The organism is Streptomyces sp. NPDC001157 (assembly GCF_053598255.1).
The window spans coordinates 360,346-381,184 of record NZ_JBSFJW010000002.1; the positions used below are offsets into that span (position 1 = coordinate 360,346).

Below are 20,839 nucleotides of genomic sequence, written 5' to 3' on the forward strand. Positions count from 1 at the left end.
GCTTCCGAGCTGCATGAACTCGAACCGCACGCTCGCGGCGCCCCAGAGAGCCGACCTACAACCGGACCGTATGGCGCACCGGGAAGACGGCGAATCCCGTGCGGTGCGCCAGCGTTCCCCACAGCCCCCTCGGCAGGTACAGCGAAACCACGATGGCCGCCGCGCCGACCACGATCAGGTACCAGACACCGCTCTGCGCGAAGTACTTGTCGAGGAGGAAGTACGCGATCGCGCCGACGACCGGGCCCTCGACGGGGTGCCGATATCGCCGATGATCACCATGAACGCACCGGCTGCGGCACATCTCTGCGGCCAGAGTGACCGCGATTCCCAGCAAGTAGGCCGACCAAATCGCCCGGCGGGTCCGAGGCTCTGACTGACTTGAAGAGCCCGACCGTGGCCAGGAGCAAAAGACCGTCGGCCGAAAGCGGTCACAGCGGGGCACTGACCGAGTCGGCTCCGCGATGCAGGGCGAACTTCCACTGATGGCCGGCGGACGGACAGAACGTCCGGCAGCGTCCTCGGGCCGCCTCCCCGGCAAATCGAGGGAACTGGAGGTAGCCCTCCGCGTCCCTCAAGCCAACGGCCCAGGTCAGCAAGGGTGCAGCTCGGCCCCAGGATGCCATTGGCGTGATCGAACTGTCCTGCCGGAACAGCTCACGGGACACGTCAGGCGAAGCGCTCCCACGTTCACGGAGGCACCTCCGACACACACCTTCTTGCATCGCGCCGTCGTCCGGCGTGACCTTCACTGCCGCAAGGTCGATACTGCCGAAAGAAGCGCTCTCCGCCCGCCCGCATCCGACCACACCCATATCCCTGACACCCCGTCACCGAAGTCAGCGTTTAGTCAGCATCAGCACCGCCGGAACCCGCTTCCGACCGCCAGGAACCGCCAAGATCGACAACCAGCCAAACCCGCACTGACCTGCAAGAACAGAGGTCATGGGCTCATCTGCTCATCCCACCGGGAGGTACCCATGAAGATGTTGATCAATGTGCCGGAGAGCGTGGTCGCGGACGCCCTGCGGGGCATGGCGGCCGCCCATCCCGAGCTGACCGTCGACGTGGAGAACCGGGTGATCGTGCGGCGGGACGCCCCGGTGCCCGGAAAGGTCGCCCTGATCTCCGGGGGCGGCTCGGGGCACGAGCCGCTGCACGGCGGATTCGTGGGTCCCGGCATGCTGTCGGCGGCCTGCCCGGGCGAGGTGTTCACCTCGCCGGTTCCCGACCAGATGGCGCGCGCCGCGGCGGCCGTGGACAGCGGGGCGGGTGTGCTGTTCATCGTGAAGAACTACACCGGCGACGTGCTGAACTTCGACATGGCGGCCGAGCTCGCCGAGGACGAGGGCATCCAGGTCGCCAAGGTGCTGGTCAACGACGACGTGGCGGTCACGGACAGCCTCTACACGGCCGGGCGGCGCGGCGTCGGCGGCACACTGTTCGTGGAGAAGATCGCGGGCGCGGCGGCGGACGAGGGGCAGCCGCTGGAGCAGGTGGCGGCGATCGGCCGGCAGGTCAACGAGAGCTCCCGCAGCTTCGGCGTCGCTCTCAGCGCCTGCACCACCCCCGCCAAGGGCAGCCCCACCTTCGATCTGCCCTCCGGCGAGCTGGAGTTGGGCATCGGCATCCACGGCGAGCCCGGCCGGCAGCGGCGGGCGATGATGACCGCGGGTGAGATCGCCGAGTTCGCGGTGAACGCGATCCTGGAGGACATGCCCCCGCGCAACCCGGTGCTCGTCCTGGTCAACGGAATGGGTGCGACGCCGCTGCTGGAGCTGTACGGCTTCAACGCCGAGGTGCAGCGGGTGCTGGCCGAGCGCGGTGTCGCGGTCGCCCGGACGCTGGTGGGCAACTACGTCACCTCGCTCGACATGGCCGGCGCCTCGGTCACCCTGTGCCAGATCGACGAGGAGCTGCTGCGGCTGTGGGACGCGCCGGTGAAGACGCCCGGGCTGCGCTGGGGCATGTAGCCCGGCGGACCCAGGTGTCAACGTACCTACCACGCAAGGAGATCCAGTGCTCGACGCCGACTTCTTCCGCCGTTGGATGACGACGGCTTCCGCGTCCGTGGACCGCGAGGCGGAACGGCTCACCGCCCTCGATTCGCCCATCGGGGACGCCGACCACGGCAGCAATCTGCAGCGCGGGTTCCGGGCCGTGACCGCGACGCTGGAGAAGGAGGCGCCGGACACGCCAGGTGCGGTGCTGACGCTGGCCGGGCGGCAGCTGATCTCGACCGTCGGCGGTGCGTCGGGCCCCCTCTACGGCACGCTGCTGCGCCGTACCGGCAAGGCGCTCGGCGACGCCGGTGAGGTCAGCGAGGCGCAGTTCGCCGAGGCGCTGCGGGCCGGGGTGGAGGCGGTCATGGCACTCGGGGGCGCCGCGCCGGGCGACAAGACCATGATCGACGCGCTGGTGCCGGCCGTGGACGCACTCGACGGCGGCGGTTTCGCCGCGGCCCGCACGGCCGCCGAGGAGGGCGCCCTCGCGACGACGCCGTTGCAGGCCCGCAAGGGCCGGGCCAGCTATCTCGGGGAGCGCAGCATCGGGCACCAGGATCCCGGTGCCACCTCGTCGGCGCTGCTCGTCGCCGCTCTCGCGGAGGCCGACGATGAGTGAGGAGAAGCAGGTCGGCATCGTGCTGGTGTCGCACAGCGCCGAAGTGGCCGCCTCCGTGGCCGAGTTGGCGAAGGGGCTCGCGGGTGGCGGGGTTTCGGTGCCCGTCGCCCCGGCGGGCGGCACCGAGGGCGGCGGGCTCGGCACGAGCGCGGAGCTCATCGCCGCCGCGGCCGCGTCCGTGGACCGGGGTGCCGGGGTCGCCGTACTCACCGACCTGGGCAGCGCGGTGCTCACGGTGAAGGCGCTGCTGGCCGAGGGCGACGAACTCCCCGACCACACGCGGCTGGTGGACGCCCCGTTCGTGGAAGGAGCGGTGGCCGCGGTGGTCACGGCGGCCACGGGCGCCGACCTCGCGGCCGTGGAGGCGGCCGCCGCGGAGGCGTACACCTACCGGAAGGTCTGACAGCACCGGAAGAACCGAGAGGACCTCTTACCCCAGTCCCTCCGCGGCGACGGAGAGGGCCGAGCGCATGGTTGCCGTCAGCTCGGCCTCCGCCGTCGCGCGGTCGGGCTCCGCGCCGGCGGTGCGCCAGGCGTAGCGCTCGACGGCCGCGCGCAGGGCCGCGTTGAACATCGCCGCCTGGATCGTGGGCCGCAGATCGTCCGCAGGCAGCCCGGCGCGCTCGGCGAGGGCGCGGGCGAACGCCGGTTCCGCCTCGTCGTAGGTCTGGAGCCAGACGGCGCGCAGATCCGGCTCGGTGCGGGTCAGCCGCACCAGCGCACCGACGGTCGCACGGTCGGGCCCGGCGACGACCCCCAGGTCCGCGGTCAGCTCCGGCGCGAAGATGTCCTCCAGGGGCTGTCCGGGCGCCCATTCCCGCAGCCGGGCGGCGATCATGCCGATACCGGCCGTGAACAGCGGCCGTACGCAGGCCTCCTTGCTGGGGAAGTAGCGCCACACGGTGCGGGCGGAGACGCCGACGGCCTGCCCGATCTGCTCGCCGGTGGTCGCCGCGACGCCTTGGGCGACGAACAGGTCCACCGCTGCCCGGGCGATCTCCAGCCGGATCTCGGCCTTGCGCTCCTCGGTCAAGGGCGGTCGTCCCGTGCGTCCGCGGGCTGCGGTCATGTGTTCCTCCGGCTCCGGTGATCACTCTCCAGGATTCTCCACCACAGATTTATGTCACTCACAGACATTAAGTCGTAGGGTGTGCGCACACCGGGCCTGCAGGCACCTGAGCGAGCCCTCTTTACGCATGGACAGGAGCACCTCATGGCCAGTGGACTCGACGGACGCAGCGTCATCGTCACCGGAGCGGGCTCGGGCATCGGGCGCGCCGCCGCTCTGGCCTTCGCGGCGGAGGGGGCTCGGGTCGTGGTCGCCGATCTGAACGCCGAGGGCGCGGACGCGGTCGTCAAGGAGATCGAGCGGGCGGGTGGCGCCGCGGTCGCCGTCGTGGGCGACCTGAGCGAGCGGGCCGTTGTCGACCAGGTGGTCCGGAGGGCCGTGGAGAGCTTCGGCGGCGTGGACGTCCTGGTGAACAACGCCGGCATCATGGACCGCATGTCGGCGCCGGCGGACGTGAGCGACGGCGAGTGGGAGCGGGTCATACGGGTCAACCTCACGGCCCCCTTCCTGCTCACGCGGGCGGTGCTGCCGCACATGCTGGAGGCGGGCAGGGGTGCGATCGTGAACACCGCCTCCGAGGCCGGCATCCGGGGCAGCGCGGCGGGCGCCGCGTACACCGCCTCGAAGCACGGAGTGGTGGGCCTGACCAGGTCCCTCGCGGTGATGTACCGCAACCAGGGCATCCGTGCCAACGCCATCGCGCCGGGCGGCACCGCCACGGGGATGATTCCCGACGTCGACGGGAGCGCCCATGGGCCGACGACTCTCGGGCCGTACATGGGCAATGTGGGACGCGTGTCCCAGCCGGAGGAGCAGGCCGCCGCGATCGTGTTCCTCGCCTCGGACGCGGCGAGCAACATCAATGGCGTGATCCTGCCGGTCGACAACGGGTGGGCGGCCGTCTGACGGCCCCGGGCGCTTATCCGCCGCGGACGAACTGCTGCGCCAGCCGCCGGCCCACTTCGACGGCCGCGGCATGGCTCTCGATCGGTTTGACCTGCGAGTACTTGAAGACGATGTAGGTGACGCCGGAGGAGGTGCCGCCGCCGTTCGGGCCCGGGCGGATGCCGAGGCCCTTGGCGGTGGCGTAGGACGCCTCGCCGATGATGCCTTCGGGGCCGACGTCGCCCACGACCGCGTACTGCACACGGCCCCGGTAGACGACGGCGGCGACCGATCCGCCGCGGACGCCGTCGTCGAGGTGGTCCCAGATGCGGCTCGAGGCGGGCACGACGATGTAGGGAAGGCGTTCGGCGCTCAGGTAGCTCCCGTCGGACTGCTGGTAGGCGGTGGCCTCGGAGAACGACGGATCGGTGCGGCGGTTGCAGCGCGGGCCGGGCTGTCCGTCGCAGTCGATGTCCATGTCGGCCTTCCAGAAGACGGCGCGCCGGGTGCCGCACACCGCGATCGTGGCCGGTCTGCCGGCGTCGCTGCGGAAGCGGCCGTGGGAGATCTGGGTGCAGTCACGCACCTTGGCGAGCAGATCGGCAGCGCGGACGTCGCCCTCGCGCCAGGCCGCCGGTTCCGCCCGGCCGCTTGCCGCGGCGTCGGACAGCATCGGCGGGGCGAGTAAGGCGGCGCCGGCCACGGCCAGGGTCAGCGACTGGACACGCACCATGAGAAGCCCTTTCCGGAAGGGGCACTGACGGGCGTTCAGCCCGGTCCGGCGCCGTAGCGATCATGGGGCCACCGTAGGCGGACCGGACGGCACACAGCTCCAGGCGTGGCACGGCGCGGCGTGTCTTCGGACGTCCGGCAGGGGCCGGGCCACCCGAGCCTGCCTCGGCTCCGGCGGCCCGGGCCCCCGCGTCCGGCGCGGGAACAGCGACGACAGCGGCCCGCGCCACCGACATGAACTCAGCAACCCTCAGGGAGAGTTCAGCCGGGAGGAGCTTCAGCATACGTAACTCCGGCGAGCGGTCCGCAACGCCGTCACCCATGCTGTCGACCGCGACCGCACCCTTGATGCGATCACGTCAGCCACGCCATATTGGTCCGGACCATTACCGCCGTGTCGTCCCGGAGGCGGAGCCGTGCGTCAGGACACCGTGCTCATGTGCAGATCCCTGGCGCTCTGTGCCGCACTGGGCCCTGGTCGGATCCTGCGGCGGGAGCGGAGCCGGGGAGGAGGACGGCGGGCTGCCGGCGGCCCCCACCGGAGTGACCGCGGCGGCGGGCAGTTCGACCAGCGTCCATGTGATGTGGAACGCCGTGTCCGCGAACCCTCGCGTCAGTGCCTACGAGGTGTACCGCGGCGCCACCAAGGTCGAGGAAGTGCCCGGTTCCCAGCACATGGTGGACGTCACCAGGCTCAGGCCGTCCACCTGGTACGTCTTCACCGTGCGGGCCCGCGACACCGAAGGCCGGCTCGGACCGCCCGGCCGCCAGGTGCGGGCGGCCACTCCGGCGGTCGTGGCAGCGGACGACACGGCCCCGACCGGCCCGGGAAAGGTGTGCGGCCGCGCGGTCGGCAGCAGGGCCGTCGAGCTGTCCTGGTCCGCGTCGAGGGACGACCGGGCCGTGGTGTCGTACGACGTCTATCAGGGCACCGCCAAGATCCACAGTGTGGGCGGGGCACAGACGGCGACCGTGGTCACCGGGCTGCGGCCGGGCACCCGCTACGCCTTCACGGTCCGCGCCCGCGACGCCGCCGACAACCTCTCGCCTCCCGGCACCACTGTCCGCCTCACCACGCCGGGCTCCGACGACGGGCGGAACACGGCACCCACCGCCTTCCGGGTGACGAGCCACCGCGTCGACGGGGCCTACTACCTCGACCTGCGCTGGATCCCACCGCGCACCGACAGCGTGGTGACGGAGTACCAGATCCGCCTCGACGACCGCGCGGCCACCTCCCTGGTCTACGGCGGGGACGCGCCGCGCGACCGGGCGTCGTACTCCTTCTACATCGGCCGGGAGGCCGGCGTGCGCCATCGCGTGCGGATCCGGGCCAGGCTGCCCGACGGCACCTGGGGCGGCTTCTCGGTGGAGCGGACGGTGACCACCGGGGCGACCCGCGGCTGACGGCGGTGACGACCCTGCGGCATGGGCCGGACGGAGGAATCCGTCACCTGCCCGGAGGCGGTCCGCATGCGGGGCGGGCCGCGGGGACGTTGGCTGCACCTGAGGCAGCACGGACGTTTCCCGACCCTCGGCGGCGCAAGGGATGTACCGCCAACCGTGCCGTCGGAGGGCAGTCCAATGCGCAACTCTCAGCAAGTCGTTCGCTCCGCCCTGACCGCGGCAGCCGCCGCCGCGCTCCCACTCGCCCTGGCCGCCGTGCCGGCCGCGGCGCAGGGGTCGGGGATCTCCGTGAGCACCAGCGGATCCACTGTTTCGGTGACCACGAGCGTGTGCTCCGTGCACGGCAGCAATGGGTTTGGCACCGCTACGCTGCTCAGCAGCAGCCGGCCGGCCCGTCAGGCGACGCTGACGGGCACCGCCACCCTGCAGTCGGCGGCCTGGTCGAACGTGAGCCCCGGCACGTACACCGTGACGGTCGTCTGCGCGAACGGCACCCCGGCGGGCACCCAGAGTGTCGTCGTCTCCTCCGCCACCACTCCCACCCCCACGCCCACCACCACTCCCGCCGCCACCATCTCGGCCACCACCAGGCCCTCGCCCTCGCTCGGCGTCAGGGGCGGTGTCGGCGGCGCGGTCCAGGACTACGGCCCGCTGACGGTCGGGGTGGGCGCCGCCCTGGTGGGCACCGGCGTCATCGCCACGGGCTGGTACCTGCGCCGGCGTACGCGGCCGAACCGGCTCTGACAGCAGCCGGGCCCCCTAGCCGCAGAGCTCACTCCGGCTCGGAACCGGGCAGTTCGGCGAACTCCTCCAGTGCGTGTGTGAGCCACTGCGTCCAGAAGGTCTCCAGGTCGATGCCGGCTCGCAGCACCAGGTGCCGCAGCCGGTCCTGGGGGGTGTCCTTGCCGGGCGGGAAGTCGCGCTGCTCGATCTCCCGGTACTCGGCCAACTGCAGCCGGTGCAGGTCGAGATGGCGGCGCAGGTCGGCCTCCAGACCGGCGGTGCCCACCACGGCCGCCGCCCGCAGCCGCAGCAGCATCACATCGCGGTGCGGCTTGGGGTCCCGGGACGCGGCGGTCCAGCGGGCCAGTTCGGCGCGGCCCGCGGGCAGAACCTCGTAGCTCTTCTTCTGCCCGCGGGCCGGCTGCTCGGACGGCAGCGCCCGGATGTGCCCCTCGGCCTCCAGCTTTCCCAGCTCGCGATAGATCTGCTGATGCGTCGCCGACCAGAAGTAGCCGATCGACTTGTCGAACCGGCGGGTCAGCTCCAGCCCCGAGGACGGCTTTTCGAGCAGGGCGGTGAGGATCGCGTGCGGGAGTGACATGGCGTCATCCTAGGGACGGGCGCAGGGCCCCTAGAGGGCCGCCGCCAGCTCCGTGCCCTGCTTGATGGCACGCTTGGCGTCCAGTTCGGCGGCCACGTCCGCACCGCCGATCAGATGCGCGCCGACTCCGGCGGCGACCAGTTCCTCGTACAGGCCGCGGCGCGGTTCCTGTCCGGTGCACAGCACGATCGTGTCGACCGGCAGCACGGTGCTCTCCTCGCCGACGGTGACGTGCAGGCCGGCGTCGTCGATGCGGTCGTAGCGGACGCCCGGGACCATGGTGACGCCGCGGTGCTTGAGTTCGGTGCGGTGGATCCAGCCGGTGGTCTTGCCCAGGCCCGCGCCGACCTTGCTGGTCTTGCGCTGCAGCAGGTGGACGGTGCGCGGCGGGGCGGGTCGCTCGGGGGCGATGAGGCCGCCGGGCGCCCGGTAGTCCATGTCGACGCCCCACTGACGGAAGTACGTCGCCGGGTCCTCGCTCGCCTTGTCCCCGCCGTCGGTGAGGAACTCGGCGACGTCGAAGCCGATACCGCCCGCGCCGAGGATGGCGACGCGGGCGCCGACGGGGACGTTGTCGCGCAGGACGTCGAGGTAGCCGACGACGCTCGGGTGGTCGATGCCCGGGATGTCCGGGGTGCGCGGGGTGACGCCGGTGGCGACGACGACCTCGTCGTATCCCTTCAAGTCCCCTGCCTCCACAGGCGTGTTGAGGCGTACGTCCACGCCGTGCGCGTCGAGCTGGTGGCGGAAGTAGCGCAGGGTCTCGTCGAACTCCTGCTTGCCGGGGACCTTGCGGGCCACGTTGAGCTGGCCGCCGACCTCGCTCGCGGCGTCGTACAGGGTGACCTCGTGGCCGCGCTCGGCCGCCGACACCGCGCAGGCGAGTCCGGCCGGTCCGGCCCCGACGACGGCGACACGCTTCTTCAGCCGGGTGGGCGAGAGGACCAGTTCGGTCTCGTGGCAGGCGCGCGGGTTGACCAGACAGGAGGTGATCTTGAGGCTGAAGGTGTGGTCGAGGCAGGCCTGGTTGCAGCCGATGCAGGTGTTGATGGCCTCCGGCTTGCCCTCGGCGGCCTTGTTGACGAAGTCGGGGTCGGCGAGCATCGGGCGGGCCATGGAGACCATGTCCGCGTACCCCTCGGCGAGCAACTCCTCGGCCAGTTCAGGGGTGTTGATGCGGTTGGTCGTCACCAGCGGGAGGGACACCTCGCCCATGAGCTTCTTGGTGACCCAGGCGTACGCGCCGCGCGGCACGGAGGTGGCGATGGTGGGGATGCGGGCCTCGTGCCAGCCGATGCCGGTGTTGATGATCGTGGCACCGGCCGCCTCGACGGCCTTGGCGAGGGTGATCACCTCCTCGAACGTCGAACCGCCCGGGACCAGGTCCAGCATGGACAGCCGGTAGATGATGATGAAGTCCTCGCCGACGGCCTCGCGCACGCGCCGGACGATCTCGACGGGGAAGCGCATGCGGTTCTCGTACGAGCCGCCCCAGCGGTCGGTGCGCCGGTTGGTCTGGGCGGCGATGAACTCATTGATGAGGTAGCCCTCGGAGCCCATGATCTCGACACCGTCGTAGCCGGCCTGCCGGGCGAGGCGGGCGGCGCGGGCGTAGTCGTCGATGGTCCGCTCGATGTCGGTGTCGGTGAGCTCGCGGGGCGGGAAGGGGCTGATCGGCGCCTGGAGGGGGCTCGGGGCGACCAGGTCCTGGTGGTAGGCGTACCGGCCGAAGTGCAGGATCTGCATGGCGATCCGGCCGCCCTCGCGGTGTACGGCCTCGGTGATCTGCCGGTGCTGCTCGGCCTCCGCGTCGGTGGTGAGCTTGGCGCCGCCCTCGTACGGGCGCCCCGCGTCGTTGGGGGCGATGCCGCCGGTGACGATGAGACCCACTCCCCCGCGCGCCCGGGCGGCGTAGAACTCCGCCATGCGCTCGAAGCCGCGCTCGGCCTCCTCCAGGCCGACGTGCATGGAGCCCATGAGGACGCGGTTGGGCAGCGTGGTGAAGCCCAGGTCGAGCGGGTTCAGCAGATGCGGGTATCGGCTCATCGGGCCCTCCATGCGCGGTGTGGTGCCTCTGTTGTAGAGGACCCCGACCAGGTTTTGCAACTAGTTGCATAAGCGGGCAGGGGTGACACGGACCACCTCCGGGCACAGTGACCTCATGAGCCCCGAAGACACCGAGGTGATCGAGCTCGCGCAGGCACTGATCCGCCGCCCGAGCCGGGCCGGGATCGACGACTACGGCCCCGTCCTCACCGTCCTCGGCGACTGGCTCACCGCCCGTGACCTGCCATATCGCCGCCTGTACGACGACGCGGGCCGACCTGTCGCCCTGCTGGTGGAGGTAGCGGGTGGCCGGCCGGGGCCGTGGTGGGCACTGGATGCCTGCCTGGACACCGCCCCCTACGGCGACGAGGACGCCTGGTCGTTCCCGCCGGACTGCGGGGACGTCGTGGACGGATGGCTGCGAGGCCGCGGCGCGGCCGATTCCAAGCTGGCGGCGGCGATGTTCTGCCGGATCGCGGCGGAGGTGCACGCCCGGGCGGCAAACCTGCACGGCGGGCTCGCGGTACTGCTGGACGTCGACGAGCACACCGGCGGGTTCGGCGGGGCCCGGGCCTATCTCGCGGACGCGGCCGCGGTGCGCCCGGCGGGGGTGATGATCGGCTACCCCGGCCCGGACGAGGTGGTGGTCGGCGGGCGGGGGCTTTGGCGGGCCACGATCGCGGTGCACGCGGAGTCGGGCCACTCCGGATCGCGGCGCACGGCGCGCGGCGCCGTCTCCCGGGCGGCGCGGCTGGTACACCTGCTGGAGGAGGCCGAACTACCGGCCGCCCAGGGCGAGTTCCCGCTGCCGCCGAAACTGACGGTGACCTCCTGCCACGGCGGCGAGGGCTTCTCGGTGGTCCCCGACCGATGCGAACTGGGCATCGACATCCGCACCACGCCGTCCTTCGACGCCGACGAGGCCGAGGCTCTGGTGCGCGGAGCGGTCGCCGAGCTGGACGCACTGCTTCCCGGCCCGAGACCGACCGTGATCACCCAGGTGGCCTCCTGGCCGCCGTACCGCCTGACCGAGAACCAGCAACCCGCCGCCGCACTACGGGACGCAGCCGCGCGGGAGGGGCTGACGGTCCACGCGAAGACCGCCGGCCCATCGAACATCGGCAATCTACTGGCGGCGGAGGGCATCCCGGCAACAGCAGGCTTCGGCGTCCGCTACGAGGGCCTGCACGGCACGGACGAGCGCGCCTGCCTCACAGACCTGCCCAGGGTCCACGCCATCTACAGGCAAGCCGCGCTGCGCCTACTGACCGACGGCCCGGCACCCCCCTCAAGGGGCGCGGGGAACTGCGCGACCAGCCCCCACAGCGCCGCAGTCGAAATCCTCACCGACTCTCAAGAATGACGTGCAACTCCCGCTCCTGATCCCCCGACGCCGAGGAAAGATCCCGCACCGTGAACAGGGGATCCAGCGTGCTGCGCAACCGCTCGATCGCCCAGTACCCACCCTGCGCATCGACCTCGACGGAGGACGACAGCCGCCCCGGCGCCGGACACTCATGCGCATCGGTGACCTCGAACGTGCCGAGCCACACCATCGGCCGGGTCTCATGGAGCTGCTCCGGCACCTCGTCCGGACCCCGATCGGACTCGAAGCACGCGCACAGCGCGTCGAACACGATCCGGGCGTCCTCCTTGCTGCATCCGCTGATCTCGAGGGAGACCGGCTCCTCGTGCGAGCGCTGACGATCCATCGTGATCGCTCCTCTCGTGGCTGTGGCGCGGTACCGCGAGTTCCCCGCGAACCGCGCCACACCCCCAGAAAAGCACCACTGGCCGCACCGGACCAGCGAGAGACTCAGCTCCGCTTGAAGCGGTAGGTCTTGCTGTCCGTCAGGACGCAGAATCCCGGCGACACGACGATCACGCGCAGGGTGCCGTCCCGGCGGTCGTAGTCGATGCCCTCGACCTCGAAGGTGCCCGAGCAGGAGCTGCGCAGCGGAAGCTGCCGTAGGGCGGTGACATGGCCGGAGACGTCCGACGTGCCGTTCGGCGGAGCGGACAGGTCGACCTGGAGGAGCGGCTTGGTGATGCCGAACAGTGCGCCGGCCGGGTCGTCGGAGGAGCACAGCAGCGTCGTCGGGCCGGAGAAGTCGCAGCCTTGTACGTCGCGTACGGCGTGGTCGAGGTTGACCGTGGAGGCCTGCGGGAGGTTGGCCGAGGGCGAGGTGCTCGCGTTGACGCCGGGGGTCGGGAACACCAGGAAGCGGCTCATGGTGCCGTACTCGCCGGCCAGCATCCACTGTCCGTCGGGCGAGATCGCGACCCAGGAGTTGTTCGGCGCCTCGCCGGAGCTGAGCGTGTGGACGTACTCCGACCAGGCCCCGCCCGGGGCCTGCACGCGGAACATCTTCGCGTTGCCCGAGTCGGCCTGGTAGGGCTCGACGTAGTAGCCGTTGTAGGAGGCGTCGGGGTCGCCGACGTGGTTCCAGCCGCGACTGGAGACGCCGGTGGGGATCGTGCCGATGCCGGTGTAACGGTTGGGGCTGTTCGCCGGGACCTCGACGGAGGTCAGGCCCTGGCTCTCGGTCAGCGGATCGGCGCGGTCCGAGCCCACTTCCGTCCAGGTGTCGGCCGCCGAGGCGGGCGGAGCGGCGGACAGGACTGCCGCGGCCGCGAGGGCGAGGGCCGCGGTCAGGGCGGCGTGACAACGTTGCCGGGCGCGCAGGGACATGGGGGCTCCTCCATGGGGGGTGGGGCGTGCTCGGCGGACAGTCTGGCCTCATGACGTAGTCATGTACAGACCAAGACGGTAACGGGGGTCGTCGGCTCGGTGACGGTCCGTACCGGGTACTGTCGTCACGGCTCCGGGGGACGGTCCCCACCGTGTTGAGGGATGGTGGAGGTGGGCGACGGGGTCGTCACAGGGACGGTTGAGCGCGGTAGAACATGGGGAGTCGGCACGGGGGACGGCGTGCCGCGCGAACGGGCGAAGGCGGTGCGTGGAATGAGTGCACCTGGGTTTCCGGTGGCCGAGGGCGAGGAGTCGGTACAGCCGAGTGGGCTGCTCGACGTGCTGCGCGTGGCCTCGGTGGTCCTGGATGCCGAGGGACGCATCGTGCTGTGGAGCCCGCAGGCCGAGGAGTTGTTCGGCTATCCGGCGCAGGAGGCCCTCGGCCAGTACGCGGCCCGGATCATGGTGCACGAGCAGCACGTCGACCTGGTGGTCAAACTGTTCGCCGATGTCATGGTCACCGGCCAGAGCTGGGCCGGCGCCTTCCCCATTCGGCGCAAGGACGGCAGCACGCGTCTGGTGGAGTTCCGCAACATGCGGCTGCTGGACGACCACGGGGACGTCTACGCGCTGGGGCTGTGCGCCGACCGGTCGACCGTACGGCAGCTGGAGCGGGATGTGGCGCTGTCCACCCGGATGATCGCGCAGTCCCCCATCGGGCTGGCCGTCCTGGACACCGATCTGCGGTACGTGTCGGTCAATCCGGCCCTGGAGCGGCTCAACGGGATCGCTGCCGAGGAGCACATCGGCCGCTCGATCGGCGAGGTGCTGCCGCACCTGGATGTCGAGGCCATCGAGGGTGCGGCGCGTCATGTGCTGGAGACCGGGCGCCCCCTCGTGGACCAGAAGGCGACCGGCTGGACCCCGGCCGATCCGGACGAGGAGCGCGCCTGGTCGCTCTCGCTGTACCGGCTGGAGGACGCCGTCGGGACCGTGCTGGGCGTGGCCGGTTCGGTCGTGGACATCACCGAGCAGCACCGGGCGAGCGTCGAGGCGGAGTCCGCACGTCGGCGGCTGCAGGTCATCGCGGACGCCTCCGCCCGCATCGGCACCACCCTGGAGCTGGACCGCACCGCCCGCGAACTGGCCGACGTCGCCGTGCCGGAGCTCGCCGACATAGCCGCCGTGGACCTCCTCGAGGCGGTGGTCGCGGGCAGACGCAGCAGCCTGGGCCCCACGGAGCCGGCGGTGATCCGGGCCCTCGCCGTGCAGGCGGACGGCGCCCCGGAGGCGCTGCGGGCGGCCGACCCGCCCGGGGAGGTCACCCGGTACGGCCCCGACCGCCTGGTCACCGAGTGCGTGCGCACCGGCCGGCCGGTGATGGTGCGGGAGGTCGCGCCCGCGGACCTGCCGCGCATCGCCCGCTCCCCCGAGGCCGCGGAGCTGCTCGCCGAGGCGGGCGTCCACTCGTATCTGGCGGTGCCGCTGATCGCCCGCGGCGAGGTGCTGGGCGCCCTGGACCTCAAGCGCACGCACAACCCGGAGCCGTTCAGCGAGGACGACCTGCTGCTCGCCCGTGAGCTGGCGTCCCGCGCGGCCGTGCAGATCGACAACGCCCGCTGGTACCAGAACGCCCGCGACACCGCCCTCACCCTCCAGCGCAGCCTGCTGCCCAGCCATCCGGCGGTGACCGGCGGCCTCGAAGTGGCCTCCCGCTACCAGCCCGCCGGAGCCACCAGTGAGGTCGGCGGCGACTGGTTCGACGTGATCCCGCTGGACGGCGGCAAGACGGCGCTGGTGGTCGGCGATGTGATGGGCAGCGGCATCAACGCCGCCGCGACCATGGGCCGGCTGCGCACCGCGACCAACACCCTGGCCTCCCTCGACCTCGATCCGGCCCGGCTCCTCGAACACCTCGACAAGATCACCGAGGGCTTGGACCACTCGATCGCGACCTGTGTGTACGCCGTCCACGATCCACGGCTGCGGCAGTGCCGGATCGCCAATGCCGGTCATCTGCCGCCGGTCCGGCTGCAGCCCGGGCACCCCCCGGAGCTGCTGGAACTGCCCACGGGCGTACCGCTGGGCGTGGGCGGGGTCGCCTTCTCCACCACCACGGTCGACCTGGAGCCCGGCGACCGTCTCGTGTTCTACACCGACGGCCTGGTGGAGACCCGGCAGCATCCCCTCGACGAGCGCCTGGACGCCCTGCTCTCCCTCCTCGAAGGCCCAGACCGCCCCCTGGAAGAGGTCTGCGACCTCCTGCTGCGGACCCTGCACCAGCCCGACAACTCCGACGACGTGGCACTCCTCATCGCACGCGTGCAGAAGCCGGGCTGACGGCCCGAGGCGACCGGGGGCGTCGCCGGGGCTCTCACAGCTCCTGATTACGGGTTCCTTATCGCCCGCATTCGACAATCACAGCAAGGCATGGCACGGAGAAGCGCCTGCCGTGGCCGATGGGAGCGAGCCGTGATGCACGAGCCGGACCAGGAACCCACCGCCGGGGGCGAGCCGCCTGACGGGCGCTTCAAGACGAACCCGGACATGGAAGTGATGACCGGTCCGGGCGGCCCGGACCGCGAGCCGGGGCCGTGGCGGCGCCGCTCCCGCCGGGCGCGTGCGGTGGCCGCGGCAGCCACGGTCGCCGTGCTGGCCCTCGGCGGCACGGTCGCCTACGCCACCACTTCGGGCGGCTCCGGCCAGGGCGCCACGCCCTCCGCGTCCGGGTCCGCCTCCCCTTCGCCGGACGGCCCCCGCGGCCGGCACGGCGTCGGCCCTTGGTTCGGTTTCGGCTTCGGCGGCATGGGGGTGCACGGCGAGACGACGGTGAAGGACCAGGACACCGGCAAGTGGGTCGTACGGATCTGGCAGCGCGGCACCGTGGAGAAGGTCGACGGCGACCAGGTCACGCTCAAGAGCGACGACGGTGCCCGGTGGACATGGACCGTCAACTCCGGCACCGCCGTGTTCCATGACGGTACGAAGGGTTCGGGCCCCGGCGACCTCAAGAAGGGCGAGACCGCCCTCCTGGCCGGCACCCGCTCCGACGACGGTACCCGGACCGCCACCCGCGCGATGTCCGGCACCTTCGACCGCAAGGGCCCCGGCGACTGGCACGGCAGGTTCCCGGGCCACGGCCACAGGGACTGGCGGGGCCACGCACCATTCCCGAGCCCGTCGGGCAGCGGCGCCACGACCTGAGGCACCGATAGTCTGCGTCGTCATGACGCGTCATTGGATCTTGCCGCTTCTCATGGTCCTCTGCGGCTCGGCCGTTGCGACCGAGGAGTTCTTCAGAGGCAGCCCGGCCGCCGCAGTGGCCCTCCTGTTGGTGTTCGTGGCGCTCGCAGGGGTGAACTCGCCCCTGGTCTTCCCACAGTCGATCAGCTGGCCGGAGGCACAACGCCGCAGCGCGGTCGACGGCCGACCGGTCGTCTTCTGGCGCTCCGGCTGCACGTACTGTCTGCGACTGCGCCTCCGACTGGGCCGCAGCGCCCATCAGTTGCACTGGGTGGACATCTGGCGTGACCCGGCCGGCGCGGCGGCAGTGCGGGAAGCCAACGACGGCAACGAGACCGTACCGACTGTCGTCGTGAAGGGCCGGCCACACACGAACCCCGATCCGGAATGGGTGCGCGAACAGCTCTCCCCTCCCGCCTGACCGGGAACGGTGTCCGCAAAGGCGAGTTCAGGGGCGGACGCCGATCACGACATGGGCGTACAACTCCTCGGAGGCCGCCAGACGTGCCCTCAACCCGCCGCAGGTGAAGGCGTCGACGGCCGCTGCGGCCTGCCGTTCGCTCGTCTCGACCAGGAGGCAGCCGCCAGGGGCGAGCCAGCGGGGTGCTTCGGCGGCGACCCGGCGCAGGACGTCGAGTCCGTCCGCGCCGCCGTCGAGCGCGACCAGCGGTTCGTGGTCGCGGGCCTCCGCGGGCAGCAGGCCGACCTCGCCGCTGGGAACGTAGGGCACATTGGCCGCGAGGATGTCGATACGACCGCGCAGTTCGTCCGGCAGCGCCGTGAACAGGTCGCCCTCGTGGACCCGGCCGCCTACGGCGCCGACATTGCGGCGGGCGCACCGCACCGCGGCCGGATCGATGTCGGCGGCGTGCAGCTCGACCCGGCCGAGCGCGGTCGCCAGGGCCGCGCCGACGGCGCCCGAGCCGCAGCACAGGTCGACGACGACGGAGGCGTTCGGGGCCTGGGCGAGGGCCTGGTCGACGAGGAACTCGGTACGGCGGCGGGGCACGAACACGCCGGGCTCCACGGCGATGCGCAGCCCCCGGAACTCGGCCCAGCCGACGACGAGTTCGAGGGGCAGCCCCGAGACCCGGCGGTCGACCAGGGCGGCCAGTTCCTCCGGCGTGCGCGCGGCGGCCAGGATCAACTCCGCTTCGTCCTCGGCGAAGACGCAGCCCGCGGCGCGCAGCGCGGCGACGACGGACTCACGGGTGGAGGACGACGGCAGGGAGGAAGGTGAAGGAGACAGAGGAGGCATGAAAGCCGAGAGCCTTTCGGTAAGTCGAAGGGCGCTCTCGCGGTCGCCTACTGCCGGCGGCCCGCGTCGACTCGAGGTGTGAGCACCCGACCTGACACTGCGGTAATGGGTCCCACCTCCTCGGTCTTCGGTGGCCGGGAGACTCCACGGCCGGGCGCCCACACTACCGCAACGCGTCAGACGCCGACCGTCTCCTCGACCTCCTCCTCCGCTTCCTCTTCGGCCTTCTCTTCCGCCTCGTGTTCCTCGGTCACGCGGACCGGCGCGGCTACGGTGGCGGGCGCCTGCGCCCGGCCCCGCGCCCGCTCGTACGCGGCGGCGAGCACCGTGACGGCGAGCCCGATCAGCAGCCACGCGGCGAGCGTCCATACGTTGCGGGACAGGCCGTCGCTGTGGAAGTACAGGAGGCTGCGCGCGCCCTCGACGAATCCGGCGCCGTCCCAGAAGGCGTGCAGGGTGCCGAAGAAGCCGTTCTGCAGGTCGGGGCGGAACAGACCGCCGGAGCTGGTGAAGTTGAGCATGACGAACAGCACCATCATGGCGAGGGTGGTCCAGCGCTTGAGGAAGGTGTGCAGGCCGACGCCGACGAAGAGGATGCCCGCGGAGTAGAGCCAGGCCATCCCCCACAGGCCGGCGAGGTCGTGGTGGGCGAGGTGGAAGACGGGCCCGGCGAGCAGCGCGCCGATGCCGCTGACGACGGCGGAGACGCCCAGTGCCAGCAGGGCACGCAGCCGCATGGGCAGGCCGGCGCCGGCGGCGCCGAGCGCGGCGACGGAGGCGTAGGAGCCGATGCTCAGCGCGATCAGCAGGAAGAACAGGCCCTGCCCGGTGGGGTCGTCGTCGACCGGTGCGGCCACATCGGTGACCTTGAGCGGGACGCCCTGCCCGGCGGCGACGGGTGTGAAGACCTTCTCGACGGCCGTGGCGTCCATGTCGGAGGCGGCGCTGGCGACCACCAGTTCCGGCGACTTCGCGCTGGGCACGTAGGCGCCCGTGATGTCACGGGAGCCGAGCAGGCCGACGGCCTCGGAGCGGGTGGCGACCGTGCGGACGTCCAGCCTGTCCCCCGCCTTGTCCTTGACGGTCTGTGCGAACACCTTCGCCTGCGGGCCGGAGCCGACGACGGCGACGGGCAGGTGGTGGGGCTCCGGGGTGACGAACGCCCCCATGTACGCGAGTCCCATGCCGATGCACATCAGCAGCGGGGTGATCAGGTGCGTGATCACGTGGCGCAGGGCCGGAGACCTCATCGCTCACAACCTCCAGATGGTTGGCTTATACAACTCTCACATCAAGTTGTACTATACAACCAAGTGGGGTGAGGTGGTATTCCGTGGTGAACGAGGGAGGTCCGGTGGAAGCAGACGAAGCCGTGGAGACGATCCAGCGCGAGATGACGGCCTTCGCCCGCCGCGCCCGCGCCTCGGCGGGCCGTATGCACCCCGAGCTGTCGCTGGTCTCGTACACACTGCTCGGCCATCTGGAGGAGGTCAGCGGCTGCCGGGCCACCGACCTGGCGGCGCACTACGCCCTGGACAAGTCCACGGTCAGCCGCCAGGTGGCCGCCCTGGAGCAGGCCCGGCTCATCGAGCGGCGCCTGGACCCGGACGACCACCGCGTCCAGGTCCTGCACCTGACCGAGGCCGGGCGCCAGATCCTCGCCCAGGTCACCGACAGCCGCCGGGCGGCCTTCCGGGAGCGGCTTGCGGGCTGGCCGAGGGAGGATCTGGAGCGGTTCGCCGGCTATCTCGTGCGGTACAACGCCTGGGCGCGGCCGGAGGGCGAGGCCTAGGAGACGGCCAACGTCCGCTCGTCCGTGAGGTGTTCGGGCGCGCGGGCCGCGCCGAAGACGGTGCTGCGGCGCAGCCGGAAGCCGAGGGACTCGTAGAGGCGGATGGCGTTGGTGTTGCCCGCGCCGGTGTGCAGGAACGGGGTCTCGCCGCGCTCGCGGATGCCGTGGGCCACCGCGAGGATCAGCCGGGTCGCGAGGCCCTCGCCGCGGAAGGCGGGGTCGGTGCAGACGGCGCTGATCTCGGTCCAGCCCGGCGGGTGCAGCCGCTCCCCCGCCATCGCTATCAGCGCGCCCTCCCGCCGGATGCCCAGGTAGGTGCCCATTTCGATGGTGCGGGGCAGGAACGGGCCGGGCTGGGTGCGAGCGACCAGGTCGAGCATCTCCGGCACGTCGGCGGGGCCGAGGCGGACCGCCTCCGGCTCCGGCTCCGCGGCTACGCCGTCGTCGACGAGCTGTACACCCTCGACCTTGAAGGTGACCTCCCAGCCGTCGGGAATCTCGCCACGGAAGCCGAGCAAGGGGACCTCGCCTCCGGGGCCAGCGAAGGCGGCGAGGTCCGCCCAGTCCCCGGCGTCGAGCTCGTCGGGCAGCGCCAGCCACGGCGACACGTCGACCGGGTAGCGCAGCAGCCGGCCGCGCCGCTCGGCGAAGTGCGCGTGCGGGCCGGTCAGCGAGGCGAGGGCGGGGTTGTCCAGGACGTGGCTCATCGGGCGACCTCGATCACGACCTTGCCGCGGGCATGGCCCTCCTCGACGGTGCGCAGCGCCTCGCCGGCCCGCTCCAGTGGGAAGGTCTGCGTCACGTGCGGGTCCAGGTCGCCGCGCACCACGAGCTCGGCCGCCGCCGCGAGCCGCTCGGAGGTGCGCACCCGGGCCACGCGGGCGCCGCCCAGCTTCTCCACGACCTCGGGCGGAGCCCCGGCCGTGATCAGCTTGGTCCGGTCGGTGAGCAGCGTCGCGGCCTCCTCGAGGACGTCGCCGCCCACCAGGTCGTACACGCCGTCGACACCGCCCGGTACGCGCCCGGTCCAGCCCGGGCCGGACGCCACGTGCTCGGCCCCGAGCGATGCGACGAAGTCCTTCTTGGCCTCGCTCGCAAGGCCCACCACCCGCAGGTCGAACGCACGGGCGATCTGCACGGCCGCGACACCGACCCCGCCGCCCGCGCCGGTCACGAGGAGGGTCGCACCGGCCGGAAGGCCGAGCTGGCGGATTCCGTCGTACGCCGTCACGGCTGCGACGGGCAGGGTCGCGGCGTCGGTGAAGGACAGCGCGGCGGGCTTGAGCGCGATCAGGTCGACCGACAGCAGCGCGTACTCGGAGTACCCGCCGACGACGGGCCGGCCGAACACCGCGTCCCCGACGGCGAACCCCTCGACTCCCTCACCGATCTCCTCCACGACACCGGAGACCTCGTTGCCGAAGTAGGCGGGGAAGGCGTGCTCGCCGCTCTCGCCGGGGCGGCGGTAACCGGTGCGCTGCTTCCAGTCGACGGGGTTGACCCCCGCGGCACGCACCGCGACGAGCACCTGACCGGGGCCGGGACTCGGCCGCTCCACGTCGACGAGGGCCTCGGCCTCCGGTCCGCCGTAGCGCGTGAAGACGTACGCCTTGGGCATCTGCTCCCACTCTCCTTCGCTCCCGCCTGGTCACCGGTTGTACGGGGCACCGGTTCCGGCACCAGTCGGCAAGGAGGATCAGGGGTCGGCTATTCCCGGGCCGCCGGAGTCTTCATACGGCCTTAATGATCGAGGCCGGGGCCGGGGCCGG

21 protein-coding genes and 1 pseudogene are annotated in these 20,839 nt (G+C 71.8%); 11 read left to right on the top strand and 11 right to left on the bottom strand.

The features are described from left to right. Positions 1-55: 55 nt before the first annotated feature. The gene (locus ACWDAG_RS05415; protein ID WP_450694265.1) at positions 56-337 is read right to left on the bottom strand and encodes a hypothetical protein; all 282 of its coding nucleotides are present in this window, start codon (positions 335-337) and stop codon (positions 56-58) included. A gap of 643 nt (positions 338-980) precedes the next feature. Between ACWDAG_RS05415 and dhaK the strand changes: the two genes are divergently transcribed. Genes dhaK through ACWDAG_RS05430 form a run of 3 tightly spaced genes read left to right on the top strand, consistent with a single transcriptional unit; the run spans position 981 to position 3,025 of the window. Further along, complete coding sequence (dhaK, locus tag ACWDAG_RS05420; RefSeq protein ID WP_450694266.1) at positions 981-1,973, top strand: dihydroxyacetone kinase subunit DhaK; 993 nt, start codon at positions 981-983, stop codon at positions 1,971-1,973. A gap of 46 nt (positions 1,974-2,019) precedes the next feature. After that, positions 2,020-2,622 (top strand): dihydroxyacetone kinase subunit DhaL, encoded by a 603-nt coding sequence (dhaL, locus tag ACWDAG_RS05425; protein WP_450694267.1) that lies wholly within the window; start codon positions 2,020-2,022, stop codon positions 2,620-2,622. After that, positions 2,615-3,025, top strand: a complete 411-nt coding sequence (locus tag ACWDAG_RS05430) for a PTS-dependent dihydroxyacetone kinase phosphotransferase subunit DhaM (RefSeq protein ID WP_450694268.1) — start codon at positions 2,615-2,617, stop codon at positions 3,023-3,025. The genes dhaL and ACWDAG_RS05430 overlap by 8 nt, the downstream gene beginning before the upstream one ends. A 27-nt stretch (positions 3,026-3,052) precedes the next feature. Here ACWDAG_RS05430 and ACWDAG_RS05435 read toward each other — a convergent pair whose 3' ends face one another. After that, the gene (locus tag ACWDAG_RS05435) at positions 3,053-3,691 is read right to left on the bottom strand and encodes a TetR/AcrR family transcriptional regulator (protein WP_450694269.1); all 639 of its coding nucleotides are present in this window, start codon (positions 3,689-3,691) and stop codon (positions 3,053-3,055) included. Between the two features lie 144 nt (positions 3,692-3,835). Here ACWDAG_RS05435 and ACWDAG_RS05440 point away from each other — a divergent pair, with 144 nt between their 5' ends. Further along, positions 3,836-4,597, top strand: coding sequence for an SDR family NAD(P)-dependent oxidoreductase (locus ACWDAG_RS05440; protein ID WP_450694270.1), 762 nt, complete (start codon positions 3,836-3,838; stop codon positions 4,595-4,597). A 13-nt stretch (positions 4,598-4,610) separates the two neighbouring features. On the opposite strand, the gene ACWDAG_RS05445 is transcribed toward ACWDAG_RS05440, so the two are convergent. Next, on the bottom strand, positions 4,611-5,306 hold the full coding sequence (locus ACWDAG_RS05445; protein ID WP_450694395.1) for a glycoside hydrolase family 75 protein: 696 nt from the start codon (positions 5,304-5,306) through the stop codon (positions 4,611-4,613). Between the two features lie 439 nt (positions 5,307-5,745). Here ACWDAG_RS05445 and ACWDAG_RS05450 point away from each other — a divergent pair. Both ACWDAG_RS05450 and ACWDAG_RS05455 read left to right on the top strand, forming a co-directional pair. Beyond that, positions 5,746-6,715, top strand: a pseudogene (locus ACWDAG_RS05450) (fibronectin type III domain-containing protein). A gap of 177 nt (positions 6,716-6,892) precedes the next feature. Next, positions 6,893-7,459: a hypothetical protein gene (locus tag ACWDAG_RS05455; RefSeq protein WP_450694271.1), complete on the top strand. Its 567-nt coding sequence runs from the start codon at positions 6,893-6,895 to the stop codon at positions 7,457-7,459. Between the two features lie 28 nt (positions 7,460-7,487). On the opposite strand, the gene ACWDAG_RS05460 is transcribed toward ACWDAG_RS05455, so the two are convergent. Together ACWDAG_RS05460 and ACWDAG_RS05465 are read right to left on the bottom strand one after the other, a co-directional pair. After that, positions 7,488-8,039 (bottom strand): PadR family transcriptional regulator, encoded by a 552-nt coding sequence (locus ACWDAG_RS05460; protein ID WP_450694272.1) that lies wholly within the window; start codon positions 8,037-8,039, stop codon positions 7,488-7,490. A 30-nt stretch (positions 8,040-8,069) separates the two neighbouring features. Continuing rightward, on the bottom strand, positions 8,070-10,085 hold the full coding sequence (locus tag ACWDAG_RS05465; protein ID WP_450694273.1) for an FAD-dependent oxidoreductase: 2,016 nt from the start codon (positions 10,083-10,085) through the stop codon (positions 8,070-8,072). Between the two features lie 115 nt (positions 10,086-10,200). On the opposite strand from ACWDAG_RS05465, the gene ACWDAG_RS05470 reads away from it, so the two are divergent. After that, positions 10,201-11,448 (top strand): M20 family metallopeptidase, encoded by a 1,248-nt coding sequence (locus ACWDAG_RS05470; protein ID WP_450694274.1) that lies wholly within the window; start codon positions 10,201-10,203, stop codon positions 11,446-11,448. On the opposite strand, the gene ACWDAG_RS05475 is transcribed toward ACWDAG_RS05470, so the two are convergent. After that, positions 11,429-11,797, bottom strand: coding sequence for a hypothetical protein (locus ACWDAG_RS05475; RefSeq protein ID WP_344398485.1), 369 nt, complete (start codon positions 11,795-11,797; stop codon positions 11,429-11,431). The two genes, ACWDAG_RS05470 and ACWDAG_RS05475, sit on opposite strands and share 20 nt — an antisense overlap. Before the next feature lie 104 nt (positions 11,798-11,901). Beyond that, positions 11,902-12,777: a hypothetical protein gene (locus ACWDAG_RS05480; protein WP_450694275.1), complete on the bottom strand. Its 876-nt coding sequence runs from the start codon at positions 12,775-12,777 to the stop codon at positions 11,902-11,904. A 273-nt stretch (positions 12,778-13,050) separates the two neighbouring features. Between ACWDAG_RS05480 and ACWDAG_RS05485 the strand changes: the two genes are divergently transcribed. From ACWDAG_RS05485 to ACWDAG_RS05495, 3 genes are all read left to right on the top strand, one after another. Then, positions 13,051-15,117: a SpoIIE family protein phosphatase gene (locus tag ACWDAG_RS05485; RefSeq protein ID WP_450694276.1), complete on the top strand. Its 2,067-nt coding sequence runs from the start codon at positions 13,051-13,053 to the stop codon at positions 15,115-15,117. Between the two features lie 135 nt (positions 15,118-15,252). After that, the gene (locus ACWDAG_RS05490) at positions 15,253-15,981 is read left to right on the top strand and encodes a hypothetical protein (protein ID WP_450694396.1); all 729 of its coding nucleotides are present in this window, start codon (positions 15,253-15,255) and stop codon (positions 15,979-15,981) included. A gap of 22 nt (positions 15,982-16,003) precedes the next feature. After that, positions 16,004-16,441 (top strand): glutaredoxin domain-containing protein, encoded by a 438-nt coding sequence (locus ACWDAG_RS05495; protein ID WP_450694277.1) that lies wholly within the window; start codon positions 16,004-16,006, stop codon positions 16,439-16,441. Positions 16,442-16,468: 27 nt separating this feature from the next. Here the strand turns inward: ACWDAG_RS05495 and ACWDAG_RS05500 are convergent, their stop codons facing one another. Next, a complete protein-coding gene (locus ACWDAG_RS05500; RefSeq protein ID WP_450694278.1) occupies positions 16,469-17,278 on the bottom strand; it encodes a putative protein N(5)-glutamine methyltransferase in 810 nt (269 codons plus the stop codon). Positions 17,279-17,454: 176 nt separating this feature from the next. Beyond that, on the bottom strand, positions 17,455-18,528 hold the full coding sequence (locus ACWDAG_RS05505) for a hypothetical protein (protein ID WP_450694279.1): 1,074 nt from the start codon (positions 18,526-18,528) through the stop codon (positions 17,455-17,457). A gap of 143 nt (positions 18,529-18,671) precedes the next feature. Here ACWDAG_RS05505 and ACWDAG_RS05510 point away from each other — a divergent pair, with 143 nt between their 5' ends. After that, complete coding sequence (locus ACWDAG_RS05510; protein ID WP_450694397.1) at positions 18,672-19,070, top strand: MarR family winged helix-turn-helix transcriptional regulator; 399 nt, start codon at positions 18,672-18,674, stop codon at positions 19,068-19,070. Here the strand turns inward: ACWDAG_RS05510 and ACWDAG_RS05515 are convergent. After that, positions 19,067-19,777, bottom strand: coding sequence for a GNAT family N-acetyltransferase (locus ACWDAG_RS05515; RefSeq protein ID WP_450694280.1), 711 nt, complete (start codon positions 19,775-19,777; stop codon positions 19,067-19,069). The genes ACWDAG_RS05510 and ACWDAG_RS05515 overlap by 4 nt on opposite strands. After that, on the bottom strand, positions 19,774-20,688 hold the full coding sequence (locus ACWDAG_RS05520; RefSeq protein ID WP_450694281.1) for an NADP-dependent oxidoreductase: 915 nt from the start codon (positions 20,686-20,688) through the stop codon (positions 19,774-19,776). The genes ACWDAG_RS05515 and ACWDAG_RS05520 overlap by 4 nt, the downstream gene beginning before the upstream one ends. Positions 20,689-20,839: the final 151 nt, after the last annotated feature.

What these genes read in the sequence shown, in the direction of transcription:
- dhaK (WP_450694266.1), top strand. Translation starts at nt 981, where the DNA reads ATGAAGATGTTGATCAATGTGCCGGAGAGCGTGGTCGCGGACGCCCTG.
- ACWDAG_RS05430 (WP_450694268.1), top strand. Translation starts at nt 2,615, where the DNA reads ATGAGTGAGGAGAAGCAGGTCGGCATCGTGCTGGTGTCGCACAGCGCC.
- ACWDAG_RS05435 (WP_450694269.1), bottom strand. Translation starts at nt 3,691, where the DNA reads ATGACCGCAGCCCGCGGACGCACGGGACGACCGCCCTTGACCGAGGAG.
- ACWDAG_RS05440 (WP_450694270.1), top strand. Translation starts at nt 3,836, where the DNA reads ATGGCCAGTGGACTCGACGGACGCAGCGTCATCGTCACCGGAGCGGGC.
- ACWDAG_RS05455 (WP_450694271.1), top strand. Translation starts at nt 6,893, where the DNA reads ATGCGCAACTCTCAGCAAGTCGTTCGCTCCGCCCTGACCGCGGCAGCC.
- ACWDAG_RS05460 (WP_450694272.1), bottom strand. Translation starts at nt 8,039, where the DNA reads ATGTCACTCCCGCACGCGATCCTCACCGCCCTGCTCGAAAAGCCGTCC.
- ACWDAG_RS05465 (WP_450694273.1), bottom strand. Translation starts at nt 10,085, where the DNA reads ATGAGCCGATACCCGCATCTGCTGAACCCGCTCGACCTGGGCTTCACC.
- ACWDAG_RS05470 (WP_450694274.1), top strand. Translation starts at nt 10,201, where the DNA reads ATGAGCCCCGAAGACACCGAGGTGATCGAGCTCGCGCAGGCACTGATC.
- ACWDAG_RS05475 (WP_344398485.1), bottom strand. Translation starts at nt 11,797, where the DNA reads ATGGATCGTCAGCGCTCGCACGAGGAGCCGGTCTCCCTCGAGATCAGC.
- ACWDAG_RS05480 (WP_450694275.1), bottom strand. Translation starts at nt 12,777, where the DNA reads ATGTCCCTGCGCGCCCGGCAACGTTGTCACGCCGCCCTGACCGCGGCC.
- ACWDAG_RS05485 (WP_450694276.1), top strand. Translation starts at nt 13,051, where the DNA reads ATGAGTGCACCTGGGTTTCCGGTGGCCGAGGGCGAGGAGTCGGTACAG.
- ACWDAG_RS05490 (WP_450694396.1), top strand. Translation starts at nt 15,253, where the DNA reads ATGCACGAGCCGGACCAGGAACCCACCGCCGGGGGCGAGCCGCCTGAC.
- ACWDAG_RS05495 (WP_450694277.1), top strand. Translation starts at nt 16,004, where the DNA reads ATGACGCGTCATTGGATCTTGCCGCTTCTCATGGTCCTCTGCGGCTCG.
- ACWDAG_RS05500 (WP_450694278.1), bottom strand. Translation starts at nt 17,278, where the DNA reads ATGCCTCCTCTGTCTCCTTCACCTTCCTCCCTGCCGTCGTCCTCCACC.
- ACWDAG_RS05505 (WP_450694279.1), bottom strand. Translation starts at nt 18,528, where the DNA reads ATGAGGTCTCCGGCCCTGCGCCACGTGATCACGCACCTGATCACCCCG.
- ACWDAG_RS05510 (WP_450694397.1), top strand. Translation starts at nt 18,672, where the DNA reads ATGACGGCCTTCGCCCGCCGCGCCCGCGCCTCGGCGGGCCGTATGCAC.
- ACWDAG_RS05515 (WP_450694280.1), bottom strand. Translation starts at nt 19,777, where the DNA reads ATGAGCCACGTCCTGGACAACCCCGCCCTCGCCTCGCTGACCGGCCCG.
- ACWDAG_RS05520 (WP_450694281.1), bottom strand. Translation starts at nt 20,688, where the DNA reads ATGCCCAAGGCGTACGTCTTCACGCGCTACGGCGGACCGGAGGCCGAG.